The sequence below is a fragment of the Paraburkholderia sp. BR14374 genome, from assembly GCF_040948685.1.
In the GTDB taxonomy this organism is placed as follows: Bacteria; Pseudomonadota; Gammaproteobacteria; order Burkholderiales; family Burkholderiaceae; genus Paraburkholderia; species Paraburkholderia youngii.
In genome coordinates this window covers 122,378-141,258 of record NZ_JBFPKF010000011.1, presented here as the reverse complement: position 1 = coordinate 141,258, position 18,881 = coordinate 122,378, and the positions used below count along the sequence as shown (strand labels likewise).

General features: G+C 60.5%; 22 protein-coding genes and 1 pseudogene. 12 read left to right on the top strand and 11 right to left on the bottom strand.

The features are described from left to right. Positions 1 to 148: 148 nt before the first annotated feature. Complete coding sequence (locus tag AB3X86_RS24150) at positions 149 to 1,054, top strand: cation diffusion facilitator family transporter (RefSeq protein WP_368591336.1); 906 nt, start codon at positions 149 to 151, stop codon at positions 1,052 to 1,054. 86 nt (positions 1,055 to 1,140) lie between these two features. Here AB3X86_RS24150 and AB3X86_RS24145 read toward each other — a convergent pair whose 3' ends face one another. Further along, on the bottom strand, positions 1,141 to 1,413 hold the full coding sequence (locus AB3X86_RS24145) for a hypothetical protein (protein WP_176121464.1): 273 nt from the start codon (positions 1,411 to 1,413) through the stop codon (positions 1,141 to 1,143). A 258-nt stretch (positions 1,414 to 1,671) separates the two neighbouring features. Here AB3X86_RS24145 and AB3X86_RS24140 point away from each other — a divergent pair, with 258 nt between their 5' ends. Further along, positions 1,672 to 2,487 (top strand): class I SAM-dependent methyltransferase, encoded by an 816-nt coding sequence (locus tag AB3X86_RS24140; protein ID WP_368597962.1) that lies wholly within the window; start codon positions 1,672 to 1,674, stop codon positions 2,485 to 2,487. Between the two features lie 58 nt (positions 2,488 to 2,545). On the opposite strand, the gene AB3X86_RS24135 is transcribed toward AB3X86_RS24140, so the two are convergent. Genes AB3X86_RS24135 through AB3X86_RS24125 form a run of 3 tightly spaced genes read right to left on the bottom strand, consistent with a single transcriptional unit; the run spans position 2,546 to position 4,447 of the window. Next, positions 2,546 to 2,851 (bottom strand): acylphosphatase, encoded by a 306-nt coding sequence (locus AB3X86_RS24135; RefSeq protein ID WP_176111499.1) that lies wholly within the window; start codon positions 2,849 to 2,851, stop codon positions 2,546 to 2,548. 45 nt (positions 2,852 to 2,896) lie between these two features. Further along, positions 2,897 to 3,985: a hypothetical protein gene (locus AB3X86_RS24130; protein ID WP_368597961.1), complete on the bottom strand. Its 1,089-nt coding sequence runs from the start codon at positions 3,983 to 3,985 to the stop codon at positions 2,897 to 2,899. Positions 3,986 to 4,006: 21 nt separating this feature from the next. Then, positions 4,007 to 4,447: a hypothetical protein gene (locus tag AB3X86_RS24125; protein ID WP_368597960.1), complete on the bottom strand. Its 441-nt coding sequence runs from the start codon at positions 4,445 to 4,447 to the stop codon at positions 4,007 to 4,009. Between the two features lie 408 nt (positions 4,448 to 4,855). On the opposite strand from AB3X86_RS24125, the gene AB3X86_RS24120 reads away from it, so the two are divergent. Both AB3X86_RS24120 and AB3X86_RS24115 read left to right on the top strand, forming a co-directional pair. Beyond that, a complete protein-coding gene (locus AB3X86_RS24120; protein ID WP_368598025.1) occupies positions 4,856 to 5,119 on the top strand; it encodes a hypothetical protein in 264 nt (87 codons plus the stop codon). A gap of 96 nt (positions 5,120 to 5,215) precedes the next feature. Next, positions 5,216 to 6,850: an NADP-dependent glyceraldehyde-3-phosphate dehydrogenase gene (locus tag AB3X86_RS24115; protein ID WP_368597959.1), complete on the top strand. Its 1,635-nt coding sequence runs from the start codon at positions 5,216 to 5,218 to the stop codon at positions 6,848 to 6,850. Positions 6,851 to 6,972: 122 nt separating this feature from the next. On the opposite strand, the gene AB3X86_RS24110 is transcribed toward AB3X86_RS24115, so the two are convergent. Together AB3X86_RS24110 and AB3X86_RS24105 are read right to left on the bottom strand one after the other, a co-directional pair. Continuing rightward, positions 6,973 to 7,152: a hypothetical protein gene (locus AB3X86_RS24110; protein WP_176121469.1), complete on the bottom strand. Its 180-nt coding sequence runs from the start codon at positions 7,150 to 7,152 to the stop codon at positions 6,973 to 6,975. A gap of 10 nt (positions 7,153 to 7,162) precedes the next feature. Further along, on the bottom strand, positions 7,163 to 7,330 hold the full coding sequence (locus AB3X86_RS24105; RefSeq protein ID WP_184227111.1) for a hypothetical protein: 168 nt from the start codon (positions 7,328 to 7,330) through the stop codon (positions 7,163 to 7,165). 534 nt (positions 7,331 to 7,864) lie between these two features. On the opposite strand from AB3X86_RS24105, the pseudogene AB3X86_RS24100 reads away from it, so the two are divergent. Further along, a pseudogene (locus AB3X86_RS24100) lies at positions 7,865 to 7,972 on the top strand (histidine kinase); the annotation flags it as partial. A gap of 116 nt (positions 7,973 to 8,088) precedes the next feature. Here AB3X86_RS24100 and AB3X86_RS24095 read toward each other — a convergent pair. Next, the gene (locus AB3X86_RS24095; RefSeq protein WP_176111504.1) at positions 8,089 to 8,535 is read right to left on the bottom strand and encodes an SRPBCC family protein; all 447 of its coding nucleotides are present in this window, start codon (positions 8,533 to 8,535) and stop codon (positions 8,089 to 8,091) included. A 217-nt stretch (positions 8,536 to 8,752) separates the two neighbouring features. Between AB3X86_RS24095 and AB3X86_RS24090 the strand changes: the two genes are divergently transcribed. After that, positions 8,753 to 9,487, top strand: coding sequence for a haloacid dehalogenase type II (locus AB3X86_RS24090; protein ID WP_368597958.1), 735 nt, complete (start codon positions 8,753 to 8,755; stop codon positions 9,485 to 9,487). Here AB3X86_RS24090 and AB3X86_RS24085 read toward each other — a convergent pair. Then, positions 9,470 to 10,069, bottom strand: a complete 600-nt coding sequence (locus AB3X86_RS24085) for an NUDIX domain-containing protein (protein WP_368597957.1) — start codon at positions 10,067 to 10,069, stop codon at positions 9,470 to 9,472. The two genes, AB3X86_RS24090 and AB3X86_RS24085, sit on opposite strands and share 18 nt — an antisense overlap. Before the next feature lie 80 nt (positions 10,070 to 10,149). Between AB3X86_RS24085 and AB3X86_RS24080 the strand changes: the two genes are divergently transcribed. The 6 genes from AB3X86_RS24080 (at position 10,150) to AB3X86_RS24055 (ending at position 17,206) form a co-directional block, all read left to right on the top strand. Then, positions 10,150 to 10,905, top strand: coding sequence for a DeoR/GlpR family DNA-binding transcription regulator (locus AB3X86_RS24080; protein ID WP_368597956.1), 756 nt, complete (start codon positions 10,150 to 10,152; stop codon positions 10,903 to 10,905). Between the two features lie 211 nt (positions 10,906 to 11,116). Continuing rightward, the gene (locus AB3X86_RS24075) at positions 11,117 to 11,917 is read left to right on the top strand and encodes a transporter substrate-binding domain-containing protein (RefSeq protein ID WP_176378488.1); all 801 of its coding nucleotides are present in this window, start codon (positions 11,117 to 11,119) and stop codon (positions 11,915 to 11,917) included. Positions 11,918 to 12,278: 361 nt separating this feature from the next. Next, complete coding sequence (gene treA / locus AB3X86_RS24070; protein WP_368597955.1) at positions 12,279 to 13,952, top strand: alpha,alpha-trehalase TreA; 1,674 nt, start codon at positions 12,279 to 12,281, stop codon at positions 13,950 to 13,952. A 74-nt stretch (positions 13,953 to 14,026) separates the two neighbouring features. Continuing rightward, positions 14,027 to 14,395 carry a DUF2784 domain-containing protein gene (locus AB3X86_RS24065; RefSeq protein WP_176369355.1) on the top strand — a complete coding sequence of 123 codons (369 nt, stop codon included), beginning with the start codon at positions 14,027 to 14,029 and terminating at the stop codon, positions 14,393 to 14,395. A 525-nt stretch (positions 14,396 to 14,920) separates the two neighbouring features. Beyond that, complete coding sequence (locus tag AB3X86_RS24060) at positions 14,921 to 16,756, top strand: peptidase S10 (protein ID WP_368597954.1); 1,836 nt, start codon at positions 14,921 to 14,923, stop codon at positions 16,754 to 16,756. A 57-nt stretch (positions 16,757 to 16,813) separates the two neighbouring features. Further along, a complete protein-coding gene (locus AB3X86_RS24055; RefSeq protein WP_368597953.1) occupies positions 16,814 to 17,206 on the top strand; it encodes a 2-oxoglutarate dehydrogenase in 393 nt (130 codons plus the stop codon). 109 nt (positions 17,207 to 17,315) lie between these two features. On the opposite strand, the gene AB3X86_RS24050 is transcribed toward AB3X86_RS24055, so the two are convergent. From AB3X86_RS24050 to AB3X86_RS24040, 3 genes are all read right to left on the bottom strand, one after another. Beyond that, complete coding sequence (locus AB3X86_RS24050; RefSeq protein ID WP_368597952.1) at positions 17,316 to 17,726, bottom strand: VOC family protein; 411 nt, start codon at positions 17,724 to 17,726, stop codon at positions 17,316 to 17,318. Between the two features lie 88 nt (positions 17,727 to 17,814). Then, complete coding sequence (locus tag AB3X86_RS24045) at positions 17,815 to 18,117, bottom strand: hypothetical protein (RefSeq protein WP_368597951.1); 303 nt, start codon at positions 18,115 to 18,117, stop codon at positions 17,815 to 17,817. Positions 18,118 to 18,294: 177 nt separating this feature from the next. Beyond that, positions 18,295 to 18,828, bottom strand: coding sequence for a helix-turn-helix domain-containing protein (locus AB3X86_RS24040; protein ID WP_368597950.1), 534 nt, complete (start codon positions 18,826 to 18,828; stop codon positions 18,295 to 18,297). Positions 18,829 to 18,881: the final 53 nt, after the last annotated feature.

The following is an 18,881-nucleotide window of genomic DNA, read 5'->3' as shown; positions in this document are numbered from 1 at the left end:
TAGCCGTATCGAGCACCGGGCCCGCGACGTTGGCCGCTACCGACGGATTGCGGCGCGCTCGCGCGTGGCCGCGACATTCCGGGCATACGCGCCCGATATACTCCCCTCACCTCTGAACGTCTTTCAGCCACGGGCGGTCACTCGGATCATGAAAGCAACGGACCTCGAACAACGCATCCTCAAGCAGTCGCTGCTTTGCACCGTGATGATCGCCGGACTCGGCATCGCGGTCGGGATTCTGAGCGGCTCGCTGGCGATCATCTTCGACGGCATGTTCTCCGCGCTCGACGCCGCGATGTGCAGCCTGTCGTTGCTCGTCACCCGCCTGCTTCAACAGGAGAGCAGTCGACGCTTCCAGCACGGCTTCTGGCACATCGAGCCGCTCGTGCTCGTGTTCAACGGCAGTCTGCTGGCGGTGCTGTGCTTTTACGCTTTCATCAACGCGGTCAAAGGCCTGCTCGACGGCGGCCGCGAACTCGAATTCGGCTGGGGGGTCTTCTACGCCGTGGTGGTCGCCGCGTTTTGCTTCTTCATGTTCTGGCGCGAACGGCGCGTGAATCGCGTGATCGACTCCGAACTGATCGGCCTCGACATCAAGAGCTGGCTGATGTCGGCGTGCATCAGCTCGGCGCTGCTGCTGGCGTTTTCGATTGCATGGCTGCTCGAACGCATCGGGCAAGGCCATCTGACGCCGTACATCGACCCCGGCGTGCTGGCCCTGCTAACTCTCGTGCTGATCCCGATGCCGATCGGAACCGTGATCGGCGCGGTCAAGGAAGTGTTGCTGATCACGCCGCCGGATCTGGAGCACGAGTTGCGCGACCTGATGCAACAACTGACCGCCGACTATGGCTTCGTCAAGCACTCGCACTACGCGACACGCGTCGGCCGAGGCCTTTTCGTCGAGGTGCATATCGTGTTGCCCGAGGCGATGGAGCACGCCGGCGTGCGCCAGCTCGATCATATCCGCGACAGAATCTCGCGCGCGATCGGTGAGTCGGGCCCGGACCGCTGGCTGACCGTCGCGTTTACGCGCGACCCGCGCTGGTTGTAACGACGCGTTGCGGGCGTGCGTTGCCATTCCCGTTTCCAACATGCGCATTCGATCAATAACGAACAATGAATCGGTGTGTGTCGCGGCTAGTCACCGAACGGATTGCCGGTGTCCTTCACTTCGGTACTGAGGTTGTATTCCGCACGCATGGCCTTCAGTACGCCCTCGATGTCGCGCTCGAAGCCAATCGCATTGCCGAAGTGGGTCATGTTCCAGTTGCAGCCAGTCTTGTCAGCCTCTTGCAGCTGCGGCCGCGGCACGCGAATCTTCACGCCATCATCGACGATTTCCGGCAGTCGATGAATTCTCCGATTGACCTCCTGCTGAAGCTGCGAGGCATTAAGCGTCTTGCGTATCATCCTGGGTCTCCTTCCGGTTGCTCGAGCCAGTCTAGCGCAAGTGAGGCGGTTCGCGACCCGGGCGCTGAAATGCAAGAAGCGCCGACGCGCGCGCGAGTCTGGCGGCTTTAGACGACGCTAGTTGTGCGCCGCACCACAAATCCGTCTATTTTCGCTGTCGCCCGCCTGAATTGTTTCCCCGATAGCCAGACATGCGGATTCCGAGGAACATAGTCGTGCGCTACAAGTTGCACATGTGTAAAACCGGTGGGGGTAAGCATGGGACAACTCGACTTCAGCACCTTCGAACATGAAGGTTGGGAGCGGGTCGCGCAGGCCTATCATGAGTATTTCGGTGATTTGACCGCGCAGTCGAACCAGGCCATTCTCGAGACCCTCTGCATTCGTCGGGGTGCGCGTTTTCTCGACGTCGCATGCGGCCCCGGCTACCTCGCGGCGGCCGCCGCACTGTGCGGCGCGGATGTCGCTGGCGTGGATTTCTCGGTCGCGATGGTCGACAAGGCGAGACGCGTCTTTCCGGCACTTGAGTTCCGCGTCGGCGACGCGGAGGATTTGCCATTTCCCGACGAAAGCTTCTCGGCTGTGGGGATCAGCTTCGGAATGTTGCACTTCGCGCACCCCGAGCGCGCACTCGCGGAGGCGCTTCGTGTACTGCGACCCGATGGCAGAATTGCCTTCACGGAATGGGCGACACCCAACAAGGCGGTGGCCTTCGACATGGTGTTAAAGGCAATCGAGCAGCACGGGACGACCGATGTGCCCCTGCCGCCGGGACCAGCCCTCTTCCGGTTCAGCGATTGGCAGGAATCGAAGCGCACGTTGCTCGATGCCGGGTTCGTCCAACCCGAAATGCGGGAGTTGGACCTCACGCTCGTGCTTCATGCTCCCAATACCCCTTTTCATGCACTCCTGCGCGGCGGCGTGCGGTTTTCCGCGTTGCTACACGCGCAAACGCCGGCGGCGCTGGCGTCTATCGAACGGGCCGTCGCACGCGACGCCGAGGCGTATCGCAGCGATAACGGGGACCTGCGGCTTCCGATGAGCTGCGTTCTGGCCTCCGCGGTCAAGCCTTAGGACGCTCGAAGAATCAGCGTTCATGTCCGGCGGCTTGGACTCTGTAGCGTGACCCGAACTAGACCGTCGCGGCCAGCTTGAATTCATCGAACCGGGCTACCGGTGGCGACAGTTCCTTGATTTCCAGGCGATCCACCAGCGCTCCATGCGCACCGTCAACCAGCCAGTCGCAAATTCGCTCTAGGTCTTCAGCGCGCCCTTGCAACACAGCTTCGACCGAACCATCCATCCGGTTTCGGACCCAACCCGTGATCCCTCGGGCCGTGGCCTCCTCGATGCAAGCCTGCCGGTAACCTACACCCTGCACACGACCGTAGACTCTCACCAGTCTGGTCCGCAAATCGGTATCGAACTGTGGTGTCATGGTGCACGCAACTCCAGGCTGAATAAAAGGCAGCGCAGTTGCCTCTCAACCTCCGCGAATCTCGTCGCTTTCGCCTGCGGAGTCTGTCGCCTCCCAATCCGCCTGGGTCGTTGCTGGTGGCGTCGCCGGCTGGACACGTGTCCACCACGCGGTATTTGCCGGTGCATGAAAGCGGAACTGCGTGCTCCATGCGGCCCAAAACTCCTGCTGCGCGGCCTGGGACGTCGGAAGAACAAAACCTAACTGCTCGGCGAGTGCCGGCAGATAAAGATCAAACGCCGATTTGACAACGTCGCCCCAGCTTCTTGCCTCAAGAATCGCCAGCCGATACGCGATTACCGCAATAGCGGCCGCAATCGCGGCATTCTGCAAAAGATCGGCTAACACGTAATTGCCGCCCAGCCCGTCCGCAAGCCAGATGTCAAGCGCTCGCACGAACGTACAGATGGACGTCAATGAACCCAGAACGACGAGTCCGACCAGAAAGTCAACTGGAGCTCTCGCGTCGGCAATGATTGCCTGATAGTCCTTTGGGATCACGGCAAGAAGACGCGGCCAGACGAATATGCTGTCGACCTTGTAGACTTCGCTCGAGTAACCCTCGAATGCACGCAACGTGTTCCCAAAGGCCGTAGAAAGAACGAGGTTCTCATAGCGAGGGAAATCACGCGCGTTGCGCTCCTGAGTGCGATACAGCCTCGCCCTTACGGTGGCTCTGTTCAATTCGGCTTTTCTGTATTCCGACGATTCCTTTGAGGCTTTGAGCCGCTCGATCGTACTGTTCTCGGTATCGAGTTCGGTACGGAGGCGTTCTATAAGGCCCAGCTGACGATTGCGGCGGTCGCGCTCATCGCGCTTCCAGGCCTCTCGATTGAATGGCCATTTGTATCCTTCGAGGACCTGATAAAACCAGTTGTTCAGCACCATCAAGAGCAGCGATAGCACCCATACGATTATGAGGAAAGTAAACAAGCCGCCGACCTTTTCGCTGTCCGAGGTCGCTTTGTTCAGCAAATCGCCAAACAGCGGGATGTCCGCATTAGCTGCGAGAAAACCTGTAAAGCCAAGCATGGCTGGCAAAAAGAAGCCGAGGATAAATGCTTTGTCCAGTAGTTTCGATAGGCCCGAGAGCATCGGCGGTTATCCTTGGCAAGTTCAGCGACGCACTGGCGGCGGGTTGTCGTCATCGGGGTCTTGCTGCGACTGTCCCGGAAGACCTCCGAATTGAAGAGCCCTGTGAACGGCATTCAAATCGATGCTTGCCAGTTTGCTCGGTGGCGTTGCTGAGCCGGAGTCGTCTACCAGATGTTGATAAAGGAAATCGACTACCGCTTTGAGGGCATTGAGGGCGCTCGCGTAGTCTTGTGCAGTCGCCAGGTCATGGACTTCTACGGCCCGCCTCATCACCAGTTCGCGTAGCGGTTCCGGTGCTGATTCATATTGGCGAGCAAACGCCGCGTTGCGCTTGATCTCTTCGAGCTGGTCGATCGCTATCGACGCACTCCTGCGGGTCTGCCCCCTGGGCACTTGCATGGCGGCCCGCCCGGCTACTTTGGTCAACAGTTCGACGATTTCCCGAGACGAGTTTTGTTTCATCTTGGTCCTCCAGGAGGAGGCAATTTGCCTCCCGGCCCCGCCCGGTCGTCAGTGCTCGAACCGTTACTCGATGTTAGTACAGCTGTTCGGTAGGAGGAAACAGTAAATCGTGCGCGCATGCCGCAGAGGCGTCGCGTCGGACTTCGCAATGAATGAACTATCGCGAGGCTTCCACGCTGCCGTCTTTCCCTGTCACAGGATGTTGCATGCGTCGCCGTCAAGGTCGAAGCGCCCGATTCTCCGCGGAAACGTGTTGGTTTCGGACCGTCTCGGCCCGCTCAAACTGTCTGGTGAATCCCACCATCGAATCCACGTTGCCGCTGTCGCGCGAGCAGCCGACGCGTATGCAGCCTTCCAGCGGCACGCTTGCCTGGCAGCTCGCTGCATCGGCACGGCCTTTGCTTGCAGATGCTGCGTCAACCGGAGATAGCCATCATGCGATGTTTTGCGGACTTCGTTCCCAGACAAGCGGTGCGCGGCAGTGTAGCCGTACTGGCTGCCGCCCTACTCATAGCGGCATGCGGAACCGGCATTGCGGCATTCGTTGGACTGCTCCCGAAATCCGACGGGGTAGCGACTGCAGTGACTGCTACGCCGCTGGTCGAATTGCAGACCACGATGATGAATCTCATCGAATCCGGTTTCCAGGACGTTTCCGCCGCTCCTGATTGATGTTGGACACGGTTCGGCTCCAACTCTGCTGCCATTAGCTATGCTTCTGTCTGTGTCTTGCGCCTACCGCGTACTGCACGAACATGGGAGCGAAACGTGGCAAGTATCGACTTCGAAAACCTCCAGCAGTTGTTTCCAGTCACCGACGATATTCCAGAGACCGCCCGCCTGGCGGAGCCCATTCATCAGCGCGTCTCGCTCGTCGATGGAGAACTGAAGGCATGGGATGGAAACTGCAAGACCGTGCTATCTCCGGTCTGCGTGCGACAAGCATCAGGCGACGCTGAACAGGTCGTAATCGGCAGTTATCCCGTCATGGGCGAAGTCGAGAGCGATGCCGCGCTCGACGCCGCCGTGCGAGCCTACGACCACGGCCGCGGTCAGTGGCCGACGATGACGGTCGCGCAGCGCATCGGTTGCATGCAGGACTTCATTCGTCTGATGGCGGCGAGGCGCGATGAGATTGTGAATCTGATCATGTGGGAAATCGGCAAGAGCCTTGCCGATTCACAGAAGGAGTTCGACCGCACCATCAGCTATATGCAAGACACGATCTCGGCGCTAAAGGAGCTGGACAATAGCAACTCGCGCTTTGTCATCGCCGAGGGCACCATCGGCCAGATTCGCCGCACACCGCTTGGCGTCGTACTGTGCATGGGGCCTTACAACTATCCGCTGAACGAAACGTTCGCGACGCTCATTCCCGCATTGCTGATGGGCAACACCGTCGTATTCAAGCCGCCCCAATATGGCACGCTGCTGTTCTTCCCGCTGCTCGAGGCATTCCGCTCCGCTTTTCCGAAGGGCGTCATCAACACGATTTATGCACCGGGCGCGGTGGTCGTGCCACACATGCTCGCCTCGGGAAAGATCGACGTGCTTGCCCTGATCGGCTCGAGCAAGGTTGCAGACCATCTGAAAAAGCAGCACCCGAAGTCGCATCGGCTCCGCGCCGTTCTCGGCCTTGACGCCAAAAACGCCGCGATCGTGCTGGCTGATGCCGACATCGACCTCGCCGTAAAAGAATGTCTGCTCGGTACGTTGTCGTTCAATGGTCAACGGTGCACAGCGCTCAAGATCCTGATGGTGCACCGCTCGATCGTCGATACGTTTCTTGAGCGCTTCAACGCTGCGCTCGAGAATCTCAAGGTTGGCATGCCGTGGGAAAAGGGTGTGTCCATTACACCGCTGCCCGGCATGCATCGTACAGCCTACATGACCCAGGCGATTGACGATGCGAAAGCGAAAGGCGCGGCGGTCGTGAATGAAGGTGGTGGCGTGTTCTGCAAAACGCTTTTCTATCCGGCCGTGGTGTACCCCGTCAAGGAAGGGATGATGCTCTATCGTGAAGAGCAGTTCGGACCGATTATCCCAGTCGTGCCGTTCGATCACATCGATACACCGCTCGAATATGTCATCACTTCGGACCACGGTCAGCAGGTCAGCATTTTCGGCACTGACGCTGCCCAGATTGGCGCGCTGGTCGACCCGCTCGTCAACCAGGTGTGCCGTGTCAATCTCAACAGCCAGTGCCAGCGAGGTCCAGACGTCTTTCCGTTTGCGGGCCGCAAGGATTCGGCGGAAGGCACGCTATCGGTCACGGATGCATTGCGCGCGTTCTCGATCCGGTCCATGGTCGCAGCCAAGGAGACCGACTTGAACAAGACGCTGCTCGACACGATGGTCACGAATCATCACTCGAAGTTCGTGAACACCGGTTTTATCTTTTAGCGACTAAGTGCGGCTTTTAGAGGTTTGGCGGTTTCAGTGTCGGCGAGAATGCGCACAAATTCCCGCCGGCACCGCACGCATAAGTAGTGCTTTTTTTCTTGGTTCAGGATGCGCAAAGCGGGTCACTGCGGCTCCGGATGAGCCAGGCCCGCTTCCTCGATAACCTGCTCGTATTGTTCCACGCCGACTACGGCCCGGTACTCCTGCATCAGCCGGATGAGCGCCTGCGACGTCTTGGAGATCACGCCGTAGACTTCCAACTGCTCGGCGTGCACCAGCGCCTGCCCCAAAGTTATGGCCACGTCAGTCTCCTTATTGCAGTTGAACAGCGAGCAAGTCGTTGGCGAACGCGGGCCGGGCGGAGGCGAACTCCATCAGGTCGACGAAGCCTTTGCTGACCGCGAACTCATGCAGCGCATCATTGCCACTGTCAGCCTTGATGCGACCGTAGCTTTCGACCATTTTCAGGTCGGTAATCAAGTACATCATCTCAACCTCTTTCTGCCGGGGATGCCCCGAGTTGTTACGTGCGTAGTACCTATGTAGCGCGGCGGAAAGGTGCACTCAGTCGCGCCGTTTTCCTCTCCTGCTACGTTCAAAGCGTAGGTCGCGTCGCTTAATTCAAGCTTAAACAATGCCAGCGGTAGGAACGGCTCGCTGGGACAGCGATTCAGAACCGCTCGCTGCGACGACGAATGCCGAAATCATGTGGGATTCCGTGCGGAGCTCGTCGTCGACACTCCGGTCGACGTCGAATATTGCTGCATCGCACTAAGCGACATCCCGGTTGAAACCGACCTTATCGTTAATCAGGTATTGAATATGGTTCGGCGCCGACTTTGTCGTAGTCCATTAGCAGCGGGAAGATCTGCCTTGTGTTGCATACCAGCCGGTAAAGTTAACCTACACTCAAGGCGCCTCAGCACCGCGGCCTTGTCCCCCGGTGCGTCTGCCGACCTCGCGCGACGCGTGCAACCGATGAGGACCCGTCGCGGCCCGCACAGGAGAAGAACAGAATCCGAAGAGGAGAAGCGCGCGATCCGCATCGCCGCGGAAAACGTGCCCGGCATCAAGCGGGTGGAGAGCCATCTGGAGTCGCCGCGTGTGATTCCGACGATGTAGCCGGCGCGCCCGTCAAAGTGCCGAACCTTCCCTGATTGAGTGCGAGCGGTGCGGTTTCGGACCGCGCCGGGCTCGCCCATTTGCTGGATGACGCAGCACGCGACTGGTATTGAATGTCAGTCCGGAATCTCCGGCTCGACCAGCTTCGCAAGCTGCGCGAGCGACTCCTGCCAGCCGAGGTAACACATCTCGACCGGAATCATCTCGGGGATGCCCTCCTGCACGATGTTCAGTTCAGTTCCGCAAGACACCTGCCGCAACGAAACGGTCGTATGCATCTGACCGGGCAGATTCGGATCGTCGAAATAGTCCGAGTAGCGGATCTTTTCGAACGGCACCAATTCGAGGTATTCGCCGCCGAACGAGTGGCCCTTGCCCGAGCCGAAGTTATGAAACGACATCCTGTAGGTGCCGCCGACGCGCGCATCCATCTGATGCACGTCGCAGGTGAAACCATACGGCGGCAGCCATTTCGCCATCGCGGCGGGTTCGAGGAACGCTCGATAGATACGCTCGGGCGTCGTGCGCAAAACACGGTGAAATTTGACGGTTCCGGTAGCCATGATGAGTGTGCCTTCACTGGAGGGGTTGAACATACTGTCACGACGGGCCGCCGCTGCGGGAATCGACACGCGCGAGACCAGGCAAAACCCTGGACGGCTCTCAGCACCTGCGCTCCTCGTTCATTACGAGCCTTGTACACTCCGCCGCGATGCTAGCAACGCGTGCATTCTCTTCGCCTAAGATGGATTGTTCCCGCCATACCCGCAAAGGACGATCATGGGCATCGACTCTACCAGCCAAACCACCATCAAAGCATTCGTGTTCGATGTCTTCGGAACCGTGGTTGATTGGCGAAGCGGCGTCGCGCGTGAAGCGCAACCGTTTCTGCAGCGGTACGCACCGAATCTCGACGCATCCGATTTCGCGGACGCGTGGCGACGCGAGTATTCGCCTGCGATGGAAGAAGTGCGTAGCGGACGCAGACCGTATGTAAGACTCGACGTGCTGCACCGGGAAAACCTCGTCAAAGTGCTGACGCGTTTGGGCATCGTCGACGTTACCGAGCCCGAGATCGATGAGTTGAACCTGGCCTGGCATCGGCTGGACCCGTGGCCCGATTCCGTCGATGCATTGCAGCGCCTGAAGGGACGCTTCATCATCGCGCCGTTATCGAATGGCAACATTCGCCTGATGGTGGACATCGCAAAGCGTGCCGGTCTGCCCTGGGATGCCATTCTCGGCGCCGAAGTCGTCCGCGCTTATAAGCCCTCGCCGCGGGTCTATAGCGAAACGGCGGAAATTCTCGGCATCGAACCGCGCGAGCTATGCCTCGTCGCCGCCCATAACAACGATCTCGCCGCCGCCCGGCGCGTCGGTCTAAGCACCGCGTTCGTGCTGCGGCCCACCGAGCATGGCCCTCAGCAGACGAGCGATCTGAAGGCGAATGAGGCGTGGGACTTCGTCGTCGGCGATCTGCACGAACTCGCGACGCAACTAGGCTGCCGGCGCTGACGCAAACCCGCGTAAAGCGACGTACTGCAACAGCATGATCGTCTTGCCGTCGACGATTTCCCCTGCCTCGACCGCTCGCAACGCGGCTTGCAACGGCATTTCGATCACCTCGACATCTTCCCCTTCATCTTCGACGCCGCCGCCATCGTGGACGCGCATCGACGCCTCGTACTCGCCGACATAGAAGTGGAGTTTTTCGGTCACGGACCCCGGGCTCATGTAGGCCTCGAAAATCTTGTGGACCGCGCCGACGCGATACCCCGTTTCCTCCTCGACTTCGAGCCGGATGCGCTCTTCCGGCGAAGCGTCGTCGAGCAATCCGCCCGGCGCTTCGATCATCATGCCGTCGTGACCGTTCACGAACGCGGGCATGCGGAATTGTCGCGTGAGCATCACGTTGCCGGTGCGCGGACTGTGCAGAAGGATCGTCGCGCCGTTGCCGCGATCGTAGGTCTCGCGGTTCTGGCGCTGCCATGTGCCGTCGCGGCGCAGGAAGTCGAACGTCACCTTTTTCAGCGTGTACCAATCGTCCGACAGCAAGGTCGTGGCGACGATGCGAACCCGGTCTTTCGTTGCAGTCATGTTGCCCTCCTGTCGATCATCGACAATGATTCATGTTATCGTGCAACTTCGTGCAATTTCAAGTGATTTCGTGCAATCCAATGTTGACCACCCAACGCAAGAAAACGATCCTCGACGAGCTCGCGCGCAACGGGCAGGTGCTCGCAGGCGAGCTGAGCGTGGCGTTTGGCGTGTCGGAAGATACGATCCGCCGCGATCTGCGCGAACTGGCCGCTGAGGGGCGCTTGCAGCGGGTCCACGGCGGCGCGTTGCCGGCGTCTGCCGCGCTCGCGTCATTCGAGCAGCGTCAGGACATCGAGACGCTCGCCAAGCGGCGCATCGCGCGGCGAGCGGTCGAGCTGATCGCGCCGGGGCAAACAGTGATCGTCGACGGCGGCACCACGTCGGCGCTACTGGTCCGGGAACTGCCGGCCGATCTGCACGCGACCATCGTCACGCATAGCCCGAGCGTCGCGACGGCGCTGGCCGCGCATCCTTGCGTCGAAGTGATCCTGATCGGCGGGCGGCTCTACAAGCATTCGATCGTGGCCGTCGGCGCCGCGGCAATGGAAGGCATTTCGCGCATCCATGCCGACCTGTACTTCATGGGCGTGACCGGCGTGCATCCGAGCGCAGGGCTCACCACCGGCGACTTCGAGGAAGCCGCGATCAAGCGCGCGCTCGCCGCGCGCGCGGCGGAGACGGTCGTGCTCGCGTCGTCGTCGAAACTGAACGCCGCGTCGCGCTGCGTGATCGGTGATATCACGCTCGCGCAGACCATCGTGGTCGAGAAGAAGACCAGCGCGGAATTGACGAAGCCGATTGAAGCGGCCGGGGTTACCGTGGTGAGGGCGTAGGGTGTCTTCACGAATTGACTGATTGGCATCATCGTGGGCTCGAAGCGTCGCTCCACCGCCTCCGAACAAAGATAAAACAGACGACTTTTGGAGTGCTAGGATGACGCCGCACCCCGACATGATCCACGAAACGAGACAGTCGAGAGTGTGCACACGATGATGAAATCGTTGCGTTGTGCAGCCTGATACTCAAGTACAGAGGAGACACTCAATGAAACTTTCGAAGCTGCTGATTAACGCGCTGACCATCTCCGCCTTCAGCTTTACCGCAATCGCGGCTCATGCCGAAGATCTGCTCGACTCGGTCAAACGGGCTGGAGTCCTGAAGATCGGTCTCGAAGGCACCTATCCGCCGTTCGACTCGCGCAACAAGGACGGTCAACTGGAAGGCTTCGATGTCGATGTCGCAAAAGCCGTGGCGGCGAAGCTCGGGGTAAAACCGGAGTTCATTCCGACCGAGTGGAGCGGCATTATCGCGGCGCTGCAGAGTGGCAAATTCGACGTCATCATCAACCAGGTCACCATTACCCCGCAACGCAAACAGGTTCTTGATTTCAGCCAGCCATACACATACTCGGCCGCGCAGCTGATTCAACGCGCGGACGACAAGCGTGAGTTCAAATCGCTCGACGAATTCAAGGGCGACAAGAAGATCGGCGTGACGCTCGGCACCAACTACGACCAGATGGCGCGCGCAGTACCCGGCATCAACGTGCAGACTTATCCGGGCGCACCCGAGAAGCTGCGCGATCTCGCGGCCAAGCGTATCGACGCGACCATCGACGACCGGCTGATGCTGCCATACATCATCAAGAACTCGCAATTGCCGCTGCGAACCGGCGCGGTGCTGAAAGGCGCCGACCAGGAAATGGGCATCCCGTTCCGCAAGGACAATCCGAAGTTCGCAAAAGCACTCGACGATGCGCTGACCCAAATGAAGCAGGACGGCACGCTCAAGAAGATCTCGATGCACTGGTTCGGTACGGACGTGACGCAGCCTCTCGCGCAGTAAATTTCTCGTTGTTCTCCCGTAACCGCGCCGGCCTGCAGAATGGTCGACGCGGGTACGTCGCTTGCTCCGCGAGCGGTTTTTCTCGCGGAATCGCTCGCGCTCATCGCTTCCATTGCTTCGAATCACGAAGCACGCGCAAATACGCGATTGCGCGCATCTTCCCCTTCGTTCATCACGTTTCGATCTTCATGCTGAGTGCATACAGGATGTGCTGCGCTGCAGTTGCCTGATGCTTCGAAAGCGTGCGATGCTTTCGGGGCCATTGATCCGGCCACCTCGTGCCGGACTCGCATGTCGTCGGGAGACGACGTCGAATGGCGTGCGAAGAGACCAGTGACATGCCCACAACCTTGGAGGCATCATGAGCACTCAATCACTGTCTCGCAGCAGCGCCGCATCCAACGCGCATCTCTTTCCCGGCTTGAATGAGCACTTCGTGCCGCGACGTTCGCCGATCACGCTCGGCATCGCGTGCATCGCCACGCTCGTCTTCGCATCCGCGAGCTGTCTGGCCGATACCCAGGTGGGCGCCGCGCTGCCGCCCGCGCCCGACATCCTTTACGGCGATCTGTTCGTCGCCGTGCAAACCGCGCAGATCTTCAACGACCAGAAGACGTTCGTCGACTCGACGCCGAATGGCAGTCCCGCCGCGATCGTGCAGTTATACGAAGCGCAAAAGAACCAGCCCGGCTTTTCGCTGCAGAAATTCGTCAGCCAGTACTTCACTCCCCCGCCCGATCAGAGCATCACGCCGCCGCCCAATCAGAGTCTGCGCGAGCACATCGACTGGCTCTGGAGCGGCCTCACGCGCACGACGACGAGCGTGCCCGACTACAGCTCGCTGATCCCGATGCCCAAACCGTACGTCGTGCCGGGCGGCCGCTTTCGCGAGGGCTACTACTGGGATACCTATTTCACGATGCTGGGGCTGCAGGAGTCCGGACGTGAAGATCTCGTCGACGATATGCTCGACAACTTCGCGTACATGATCGACACGTTCGGCCATATCCCGAACGGCAATCGCACGTACTATCTGAGCCGCTCGCAGCCGCCGTTCTACTCGTATATGGTCGAGCTCGCGGCGCAAAAGGAAGGCAATAAGGTTTATCAGAAGTACCTCCCCGAGCTGCGCAAGGAATACGCGTACTGGATGCAGGGTTCGGCCAGCACGCCGCGCGGCGGCGCGACGCGCAATGTCGTCGTGCTCAACGATGGCACCGTGCTGAACCGCTACTGGGACGAGCTGGACACGCCGCGCGACGAGTCCTATCTCGAGGACGTGCAGACCGCGCAGGCGAGCGGCCGGCCGGCCAACCAGGTCTACCGCGATCTGCGCGCGACCGCCGAAAGCGGCTGGGATTTCAGCTCACGCTGGTTCGGCGACAACCAGACGCTCGCCACGGTGCGCACGACATCGATCATCCCAGTCGATCTGAACAGCCTGTTATTCCATCTCGAGACGACGATCGCGCGCGGCTGCTCGACGACACGCGACTTCCATTGCGTCGCGCAGTTCATCGGCTACGCGGCACGTCGCGCGGAAGGCATCAACCGTTATCTATGGAATAGCAACGGCTACTACGGCGACTACGACTGGCAACTGCGCAAGTCACGCGACAACCAGACACCGGCGATGCTGTATCCGCTGATGGCCGGCGTGGCGTGGCCCGATCGCGCGTGGAAGACTGCGCAGACCGTGCAGAACGTGCTGTTGAAGCAAGGCGGCCTCGCGACCTCGATCTATAACACCACGCAGCAATGGGACGCACCGAACGGCTGGGCGCCGTTGCACTGGATCGCGATTCAGGGCCTCAAGCGCTACGGACGCACCGATCTCGCTCAATCGATCGGCACGCGCTTTCTCGCGGACGTCCAGAACGTCTACAACACGCAGCAGAAGCTCGTCGAGAAGTACGTCGTCGAAGGTGCGGGGGAAGGCGGCGGCGGGGGTGGCGAGTATCCGCTGCAGGACGGCTTCGGGTGGACCAATGGTGTGACGTTGATGCTGCTCGATCTGTATGGCAATGGGCAGTGAGGCGCCGCGCCATGGTCAGGCGAGTGCACTGAGCTTGGCCTTATGATTCCAGACACATCCCGAGTGGAAGCAGAATGATCTGGCTCGCCAATGTGGTTCTCGTGCTGCACGCGCTGATCGTGGTGTTTATCGTCGGCGGACTACTCGCGATCTGGATCGCCCACGGTTTGCGACTCCCGTGGGCGCGCAATCGCGCGTTTCGTACGCTGCATGTTCTCGCCATCGGTATCGTCGCGACGCTCGCGGTGCTCGATGTGCCGTGCCCGTTGACCGTGCTGGAGGACTATCTGCGCACGGGCACGGCTGGTCCGCAAGGCTTCATACAGCGGTGGGTAAGCGCCTGGCTGTATTACGACTTTCCACCGTGGGTGTTCGTGGTCGCCTATGTCGCGTTCTTGCTGGCGGTGATTCTTACCTGGTATCGAATTCGGCCACGGGCGTGACTCGAATATCGCCTTTTTTATTCGATGGAGGATGCGTTCGCACCGGTTAAATTTACCATTTAATTCTATTTTTTAAACGCAATTAATTCCGACGACTTTCCCACGAAAATCCAATGCAATGCGGATAAATCCGGAAAGCATTTCTCCGCGCCAAACCGCCGGGACCGCAACGGGGCTCGCTAAGAGACCCTCTTTATCCTGAATAGCATAATCACCGCTCCTTCCTTGACAAGACCTCATTTCCCATTCTATTTTCACTCTTGCTGTAAGCACCGGAAAGATTCAATTTTAAATTTCTCTTGAAATGTCGAGATAAATCGACAGGGAATTCCTTTGCCCATCCAATCGATAACTCTGGAAAGCAAATAGAAATATCAGCGCAAGCAATTTGAATTAATGAATTCGGAAAAGCTGTCCATGCAAGCGCTGCGTGCCTTCGAGTGCGGTGCGGGTTATTCGATCTCCAACGCGCGCGACCGGCGAAAAGCCGCCTTTGTGTAGCGGTATCACTCACCAGGGAACGAGATGAAACCAGACAGAAGGAGTACCGACGATGGCCGCGTCCGTCGTCATGGCCGGCTAGCCGCGCTAAGCATGCTGACACTCGGAATCGTGATCGTCGCCGGATGCGGCGGCAGCGATGGAGGTTCGTCGGCGTCGGCGGTCCCGGGCAGCATGGCGCAGGTCGCCAAGCAGGCGCAAGCCGCATCCGCGCCGCAGACGCCGTCCGCCAATCAGCCCTACACCGATCTCACCTCCTATTCGACGAGCGCGACATCCGGCATTGCGTCGTCACTGGTCGCCGAGAAAGCGGCGATCATGCATTACCAATGGACGTCCGGCAGCACCACCATCAACTACACGACGACCACCGGCCATCTGACCGCAATGGATCTGACGAGCGGCGCACCCGAAGCGACGATGTCTTATGTCGCCTACACGGCGCCGAGCACGAATGGCAAACCGCGGCCCGTCACGTTCGTCTATAACGGCGGGCCGGGCTCTTCGTCGATCTGGCTGCGGCTCGGATCGTTCGCGCCGACGCGCGTCGCGACCACCGATCCGCTGCTGAACGGCACCAGTTGGCCGAACTACCCGCTCGTGAACAACACCGAAAGCCTGATCGACACGACCGATCTCGTGTTCATCGATCCGCCGGGCACGGGCCTCTCCGAGGCGATCCTGCCGAACACCAACCAGACCTATTGGAGCACCGATGCGGACGCGAACATCATGCGTGACTTCATCATTCGCTACCTAACGGTCAATTCGCGCAGCAGCTCGCCGATCTATCTGTACGGTGAATCGTACGGCACGCCTCGCACCGACATCCTCGCGCTCGCGCTCGAATCGGCCGGCGTGCACCTCACAGGGATCACGCTGCAGTCCTCGATCCTGAACTACTTCGCGGATGCGATCGAGGCGGTGGCGATCACGGGTTCGCCCAATCAGCTCGCGCTCGAAACCGATACGTTGAGCGGCTACATGCCGGGCTATGCCCAGGTCGCGGCGTACTACAACCAGGTGTCGCCCGCGCCAGTGAATCAGGCGACTTACGCGCTTCGCAGCGAGGCGTTCGTGACCGCCAACTACAACCTGTTCAAGAACTATTCGCTGTACTGGACGTTGAGCCAGCTCGGCGCGCCCACTTATGCCGGACCGCCGAACTTCCCGCCGACGTGGCTCGAGAAGTTCTGGGACGCCGAATCCGGCCTCACGTTGCAGGCGATGCAGGGTTACTTCAACATCGATCCGTTCAACATCACGCTGGTGCCGGGCTCGACGATCGGCCGCTACGATGGTCGCGTGTCGTTGCCCAACTCGGACCCGCGCCTGCAAAGCGACGGCGACCCGTCGGACATCCTGATCTCGCTGCCGTTCACCAATGCGTTGGCCACGCAGATGCCGGATTACCTCGGCTACACCGCACCGAACGCCGCGTATATGCCGCTGAACGACGCGGTCATCCAGGCGTGGAATTTCTCGCACGGCGGTCAGCCGCTGCCCGACACGATCCCCGATCTGCTCGGCGCACTGAAGCTGAATCCGCAACTGAAGGTGCTGGCGGAAAACGGCTACCACGATCTGGCCACGCCGTTCTTCAATACCGAGAAGCAGCTCGCGCGACTGAAGACGGTGCAGGGCCTCAATCCGAATCTGCAGGTCAACTTCTTCCAGGGCGGGCATATGATTTATCTGGATGACGTGGCGCGCCCGCAGATGAAGGCGGATCTGGCGGCCTTCTATGGCGACACGCCGATAGCGGGCGCACTCACGCTCGCGACGCTGCCGCAGCCGTGGGCCGACGAAGCGCCCGCCGCCACGCCGACGAGCGAGGCGGTCGCCGCGGCCGCGCCCTGATCGATGGTGGTTTCGCTTCGCGCGAGACCCTCCAACTACTTTTTATGGCGAGTGATCATGTCTTCAATCGATATCTTGCGACGTACGCTGGCGTTGAGCGTCCTCGGTGTGATCGTCGGTAGTGCGCACGCGCTGCCGCCTCAGCCGGTCGCGCCCGTGACGCTACCCCACGGCGGACACGGCGTCGACGGTCCGTTCTTTCCTCATAACCGTGCTAGCGCGGTCGCGCCGACCACCGGCTCGACATTGCAGCAGCAGGCTCAGCAGCGCATGGAGAGCAGGCTGGGCGCGAATTCGGTGCTCAGCAACGGCTCGTCGATCACCAAGGCTCAGGCGCAAAGCAATGGGCTCGGCTATATCGCCAGGCATTTTGACGAGATCGATAGCGCGCATTCGGGTCGTGTGACGTTGAACGACGTGCGGCAGTATCTGCAGCAGCATCAGCAGTGATACCCGGTTAGGCCATCGGTCCCGTAGCTGGGACGGCCGGCGAACGCGTCGCGATCGTGCGACTTGTCGCCGGCCGTTTGTGACTACGCGCCGCACGGATCGCTTACGCTCACTTCTCCGCCGCCTGGATCATCTTCCATCCATTGCCCGCCGGATCGCGAAAGCCCGCATCGACGCTGCCGAAACGATCCACCGGCTCCTGCGTGAATTCCACGCCGCGCGCGTTCAATTGCTCGTAGCTGGCGCGACAGTCGGCAACGGACAGCACCAACGGCGGCATCGCTCCCTTCGCGACCATCGCGCGCAGCGTTTGCGCGGTCGCTTCATCGTGGATCGGCGGCCCCGGCGCGAACAGGCCCAACTGGAAAGTCGGCTGCTCCGGGTGCTGGACCGTGAGCCAGCGGTAAGCGCCGTTGCGCACGTCCGTGTGGACGCGAAAGCCGAGCTTGTCGACGTAGAACGAAAGCGCCGCGTCCTGATCGTCGACGTACAAACCGACCACATCGATACCCTGATTCATGACTCCTCCCTCGGTGGTTGAGGGCTCGACTGTATCGCTGAGCACCGGGCGGCGCTTCTCCAAAACTGCGCTCGGCTCGCGCGCCGGGTCAATGCAGTTCGTTGAACTCGACGCGCCCGCCCTTCATCACCAGCGGGATACGCTCGCCCAGGCCCGTCAGACAACTCAGATCGCGCCTGCCGATGATCTCGGCGGGGGTCAGCACTTGCGCGCGGATCGAAAACTCGTCGCTCTGCATCCGATGGCCCGGGCCGAGCAGATCGGAACCGAAGTCCATCTTGACCCCGGCGCGCTTGAAAATCTCCAGCGACTTCAAGCCGGCTTCACGCACGATGTCGATCTTGGCCGCGCTTTCGGCCGACAGGCCATAGCGCACGCCCTCGATATGCAAGGCCTCGCTCTACGCGCGGGAATCGTCGACATAGCTTCCTTCCAGAAAGGGCGGCGCCGTGGCACCGGGCTTGATCGAACGAGTATAGGAAGTCGAAATAGGCGGGTCTTGGTTGGAAGCCGCATCGAATATGCGGATTCCGGCATCAAGGCGCGGCGGGGGCGAGCACTGCCTGATTCATGTTTTCTCGCTGGCAGGAGGCTCGGCAGCGTCGCCGTTCGCGCGGCGGCGCTTTTCCAGAACCGCGGTCGTCAGGTCCGGACGTTGCGCGGCCTTCAGCACACAGGCGGGCACGCGATCGAGTTCGGTCTGATTGGCGCGTGCCTGCACGCGCATCTCGCTCGGGCTCAGGCCGGTGATGTCGCGAAACACGCGGCCGAACGTGCCGAGGCTTTCCCAGCCGGTCGCGAACGCGATGTCCGTGATGCCGAGGTCGGTGTCACGCAGCAGCGTGGTGGCTTGCTCGATACGCCGCGTCAACAGATAGCGGTGCGGCGGCACGCCGAAGGCCCGCTTGAACGAACGCGCGAAGTGCGCTTCCGACACGCGGCTTACTTCAGCCAGGCGCCGCACCGGCCAGGCTTCGTGCGACGCGGCATCGATGCGGTCTTTCGCGCGCAGCAGGCGGCGCAACAACGCCGGGTCTTCGAGCGCTTCGGCGCTGCCCGGGATGGGAAGGGGCTGGAGTTCAGGGTCGTGTGAGCGGGACATGAGTTCGCATTGGAACGGCTCGTCGAAGAACGCGCCGGTGAAATGGCCGCCGC

Excerpts from the sequence above, each read along its gene's own strand:
- AB3X86_RS24055 (WP_368597953.1), top strand. The coding sequence starts at position 16,814 with ATGTCTTCAATCGATATCTTGCGACGTACGCTGGCGTTGAGCGTCCTC.
- AB3X86_RS24080 (WP_368597956.1), top strand. The coding sequence starts at position 10,150 with ATGTTGACCACCCAACGCAAGAAAACGATCCTCGACGAGCTCGCGCGC.
- AB3X86_RS24040 (WP_368597950.1), bottom strand. The coding sequence starts at position 18,828 with ATGTCCCGCTCACACGACCCTGAACTCCAGCCCCTTCCCATCCCGGGC.
- AB3X86_RS24125 (WP_368597960.1), bottom strand. The coding sequence starts at position 4,447 with ATGAAACAAAACTCGTCTCGGGAAATCGTCGAACTGTTGACCAAAGTA.
- AB3X86_RS24150 (WP_368591336.1), top strand. The coding sequence starts at position 149 with ATGAAAGCAACGGACCTCGAACAACGCATCCTCAAGCAGTCGCTGCTT.
- AB3X86_RS24140 (WP_368597962.1), top strand. The coding sequence starts at position 1,672 with ATGGGACAACTCGACTTCAGCACCTTCGAACATGAAGGTTGGGAGCGG.
- AB3X86_RS24120 (WP_368598025.1), top strand. The coding sequence starts at position 4,856 with ATGCTGCGTCAACCGGAGATAGCCATCATGCGATGTTTTGCGGACTTC.
- AB3X86_RS24075 (WP_176378488.1), top strand. The coding sequence starts at position 11,117 with ATGAAACTTTCGAAGCTGCTGATTAACGCGCTGACCATCTCCGCCTTC.
- AB3X86_RS24135 (WP_176111499.1), bottom strand. The coding sequence starts at position 2,851 with ATGACACCACAGTTCGATACCGATTTGCGGACCAGACTGGTGAGAGTC.
- AB3X86_RS24095 (WP_176111504.1), bottom strand. The coding sequence starts at position 8,535 with ATGGCTACCGGAACCGTCAAATTTCACCGTGTTTTGCGCACGACGCCC.
- AB3X86_RS24060 (WP_368597954.1), top strand. The coding sequence starts at position 14,921 with ATGAAACCAGACAGAAGGAGTACCGACGATGGCCGCGTCCGTCGTCAT.
- AB3X86_RS24085 (WP_368597957.1), bottom strand. The coding sequence starts at position 10,069 with ATGACTGCAACGAAAGACCGGGTTCGCATCGTCGCCACGACCTTGCTG.
- AB3X86_RS24065 (WP_176369355.1), top strand. The coding sequence starts at position 14,027 with ATGATCTGGCTCGCCAATGTGGTTCTCGTGCTGCACGCGCTGATCGTG.
- AB3X86_RS24145 (WP_176121464.1), bottom strand. The coding sequence starts at position 1,413 with ATGATACGCAAGACGCTTAATGCCTCGCAGCTTCAGCAGGAGGTCAAT.
- AB3X86_RS24090 (WP_368597958.1), top strand. The coding sequence starts at position 8,753 with ATGGGCATCGACTCTACCAGCCAAACCACCATCAAAGCATTCGTGTTC.
- AB3X86_RS24050 (WP_368597952.1), bottom strand. The coding sequence starts at position 17,726 with ATGAATCAGGGTATCGATGTGGTCGGTTTGTACGTCGACGATCAGGAC.
- AB3X86_RS24130 (WP_368597961.1), bottom strand. The coding sequence starts at position 3,985 with ATGCTCTCGGGCCTATCGAAACTACTGGACAAAGCATTTATCCTCGGC.
- treA (WP_368597955.1), top strand. The coding sequence starts at position 12,279 with ATGAGCACTCAATCACTGTCTCGCAGCAGCGCCGCATCCAACGCGCAT.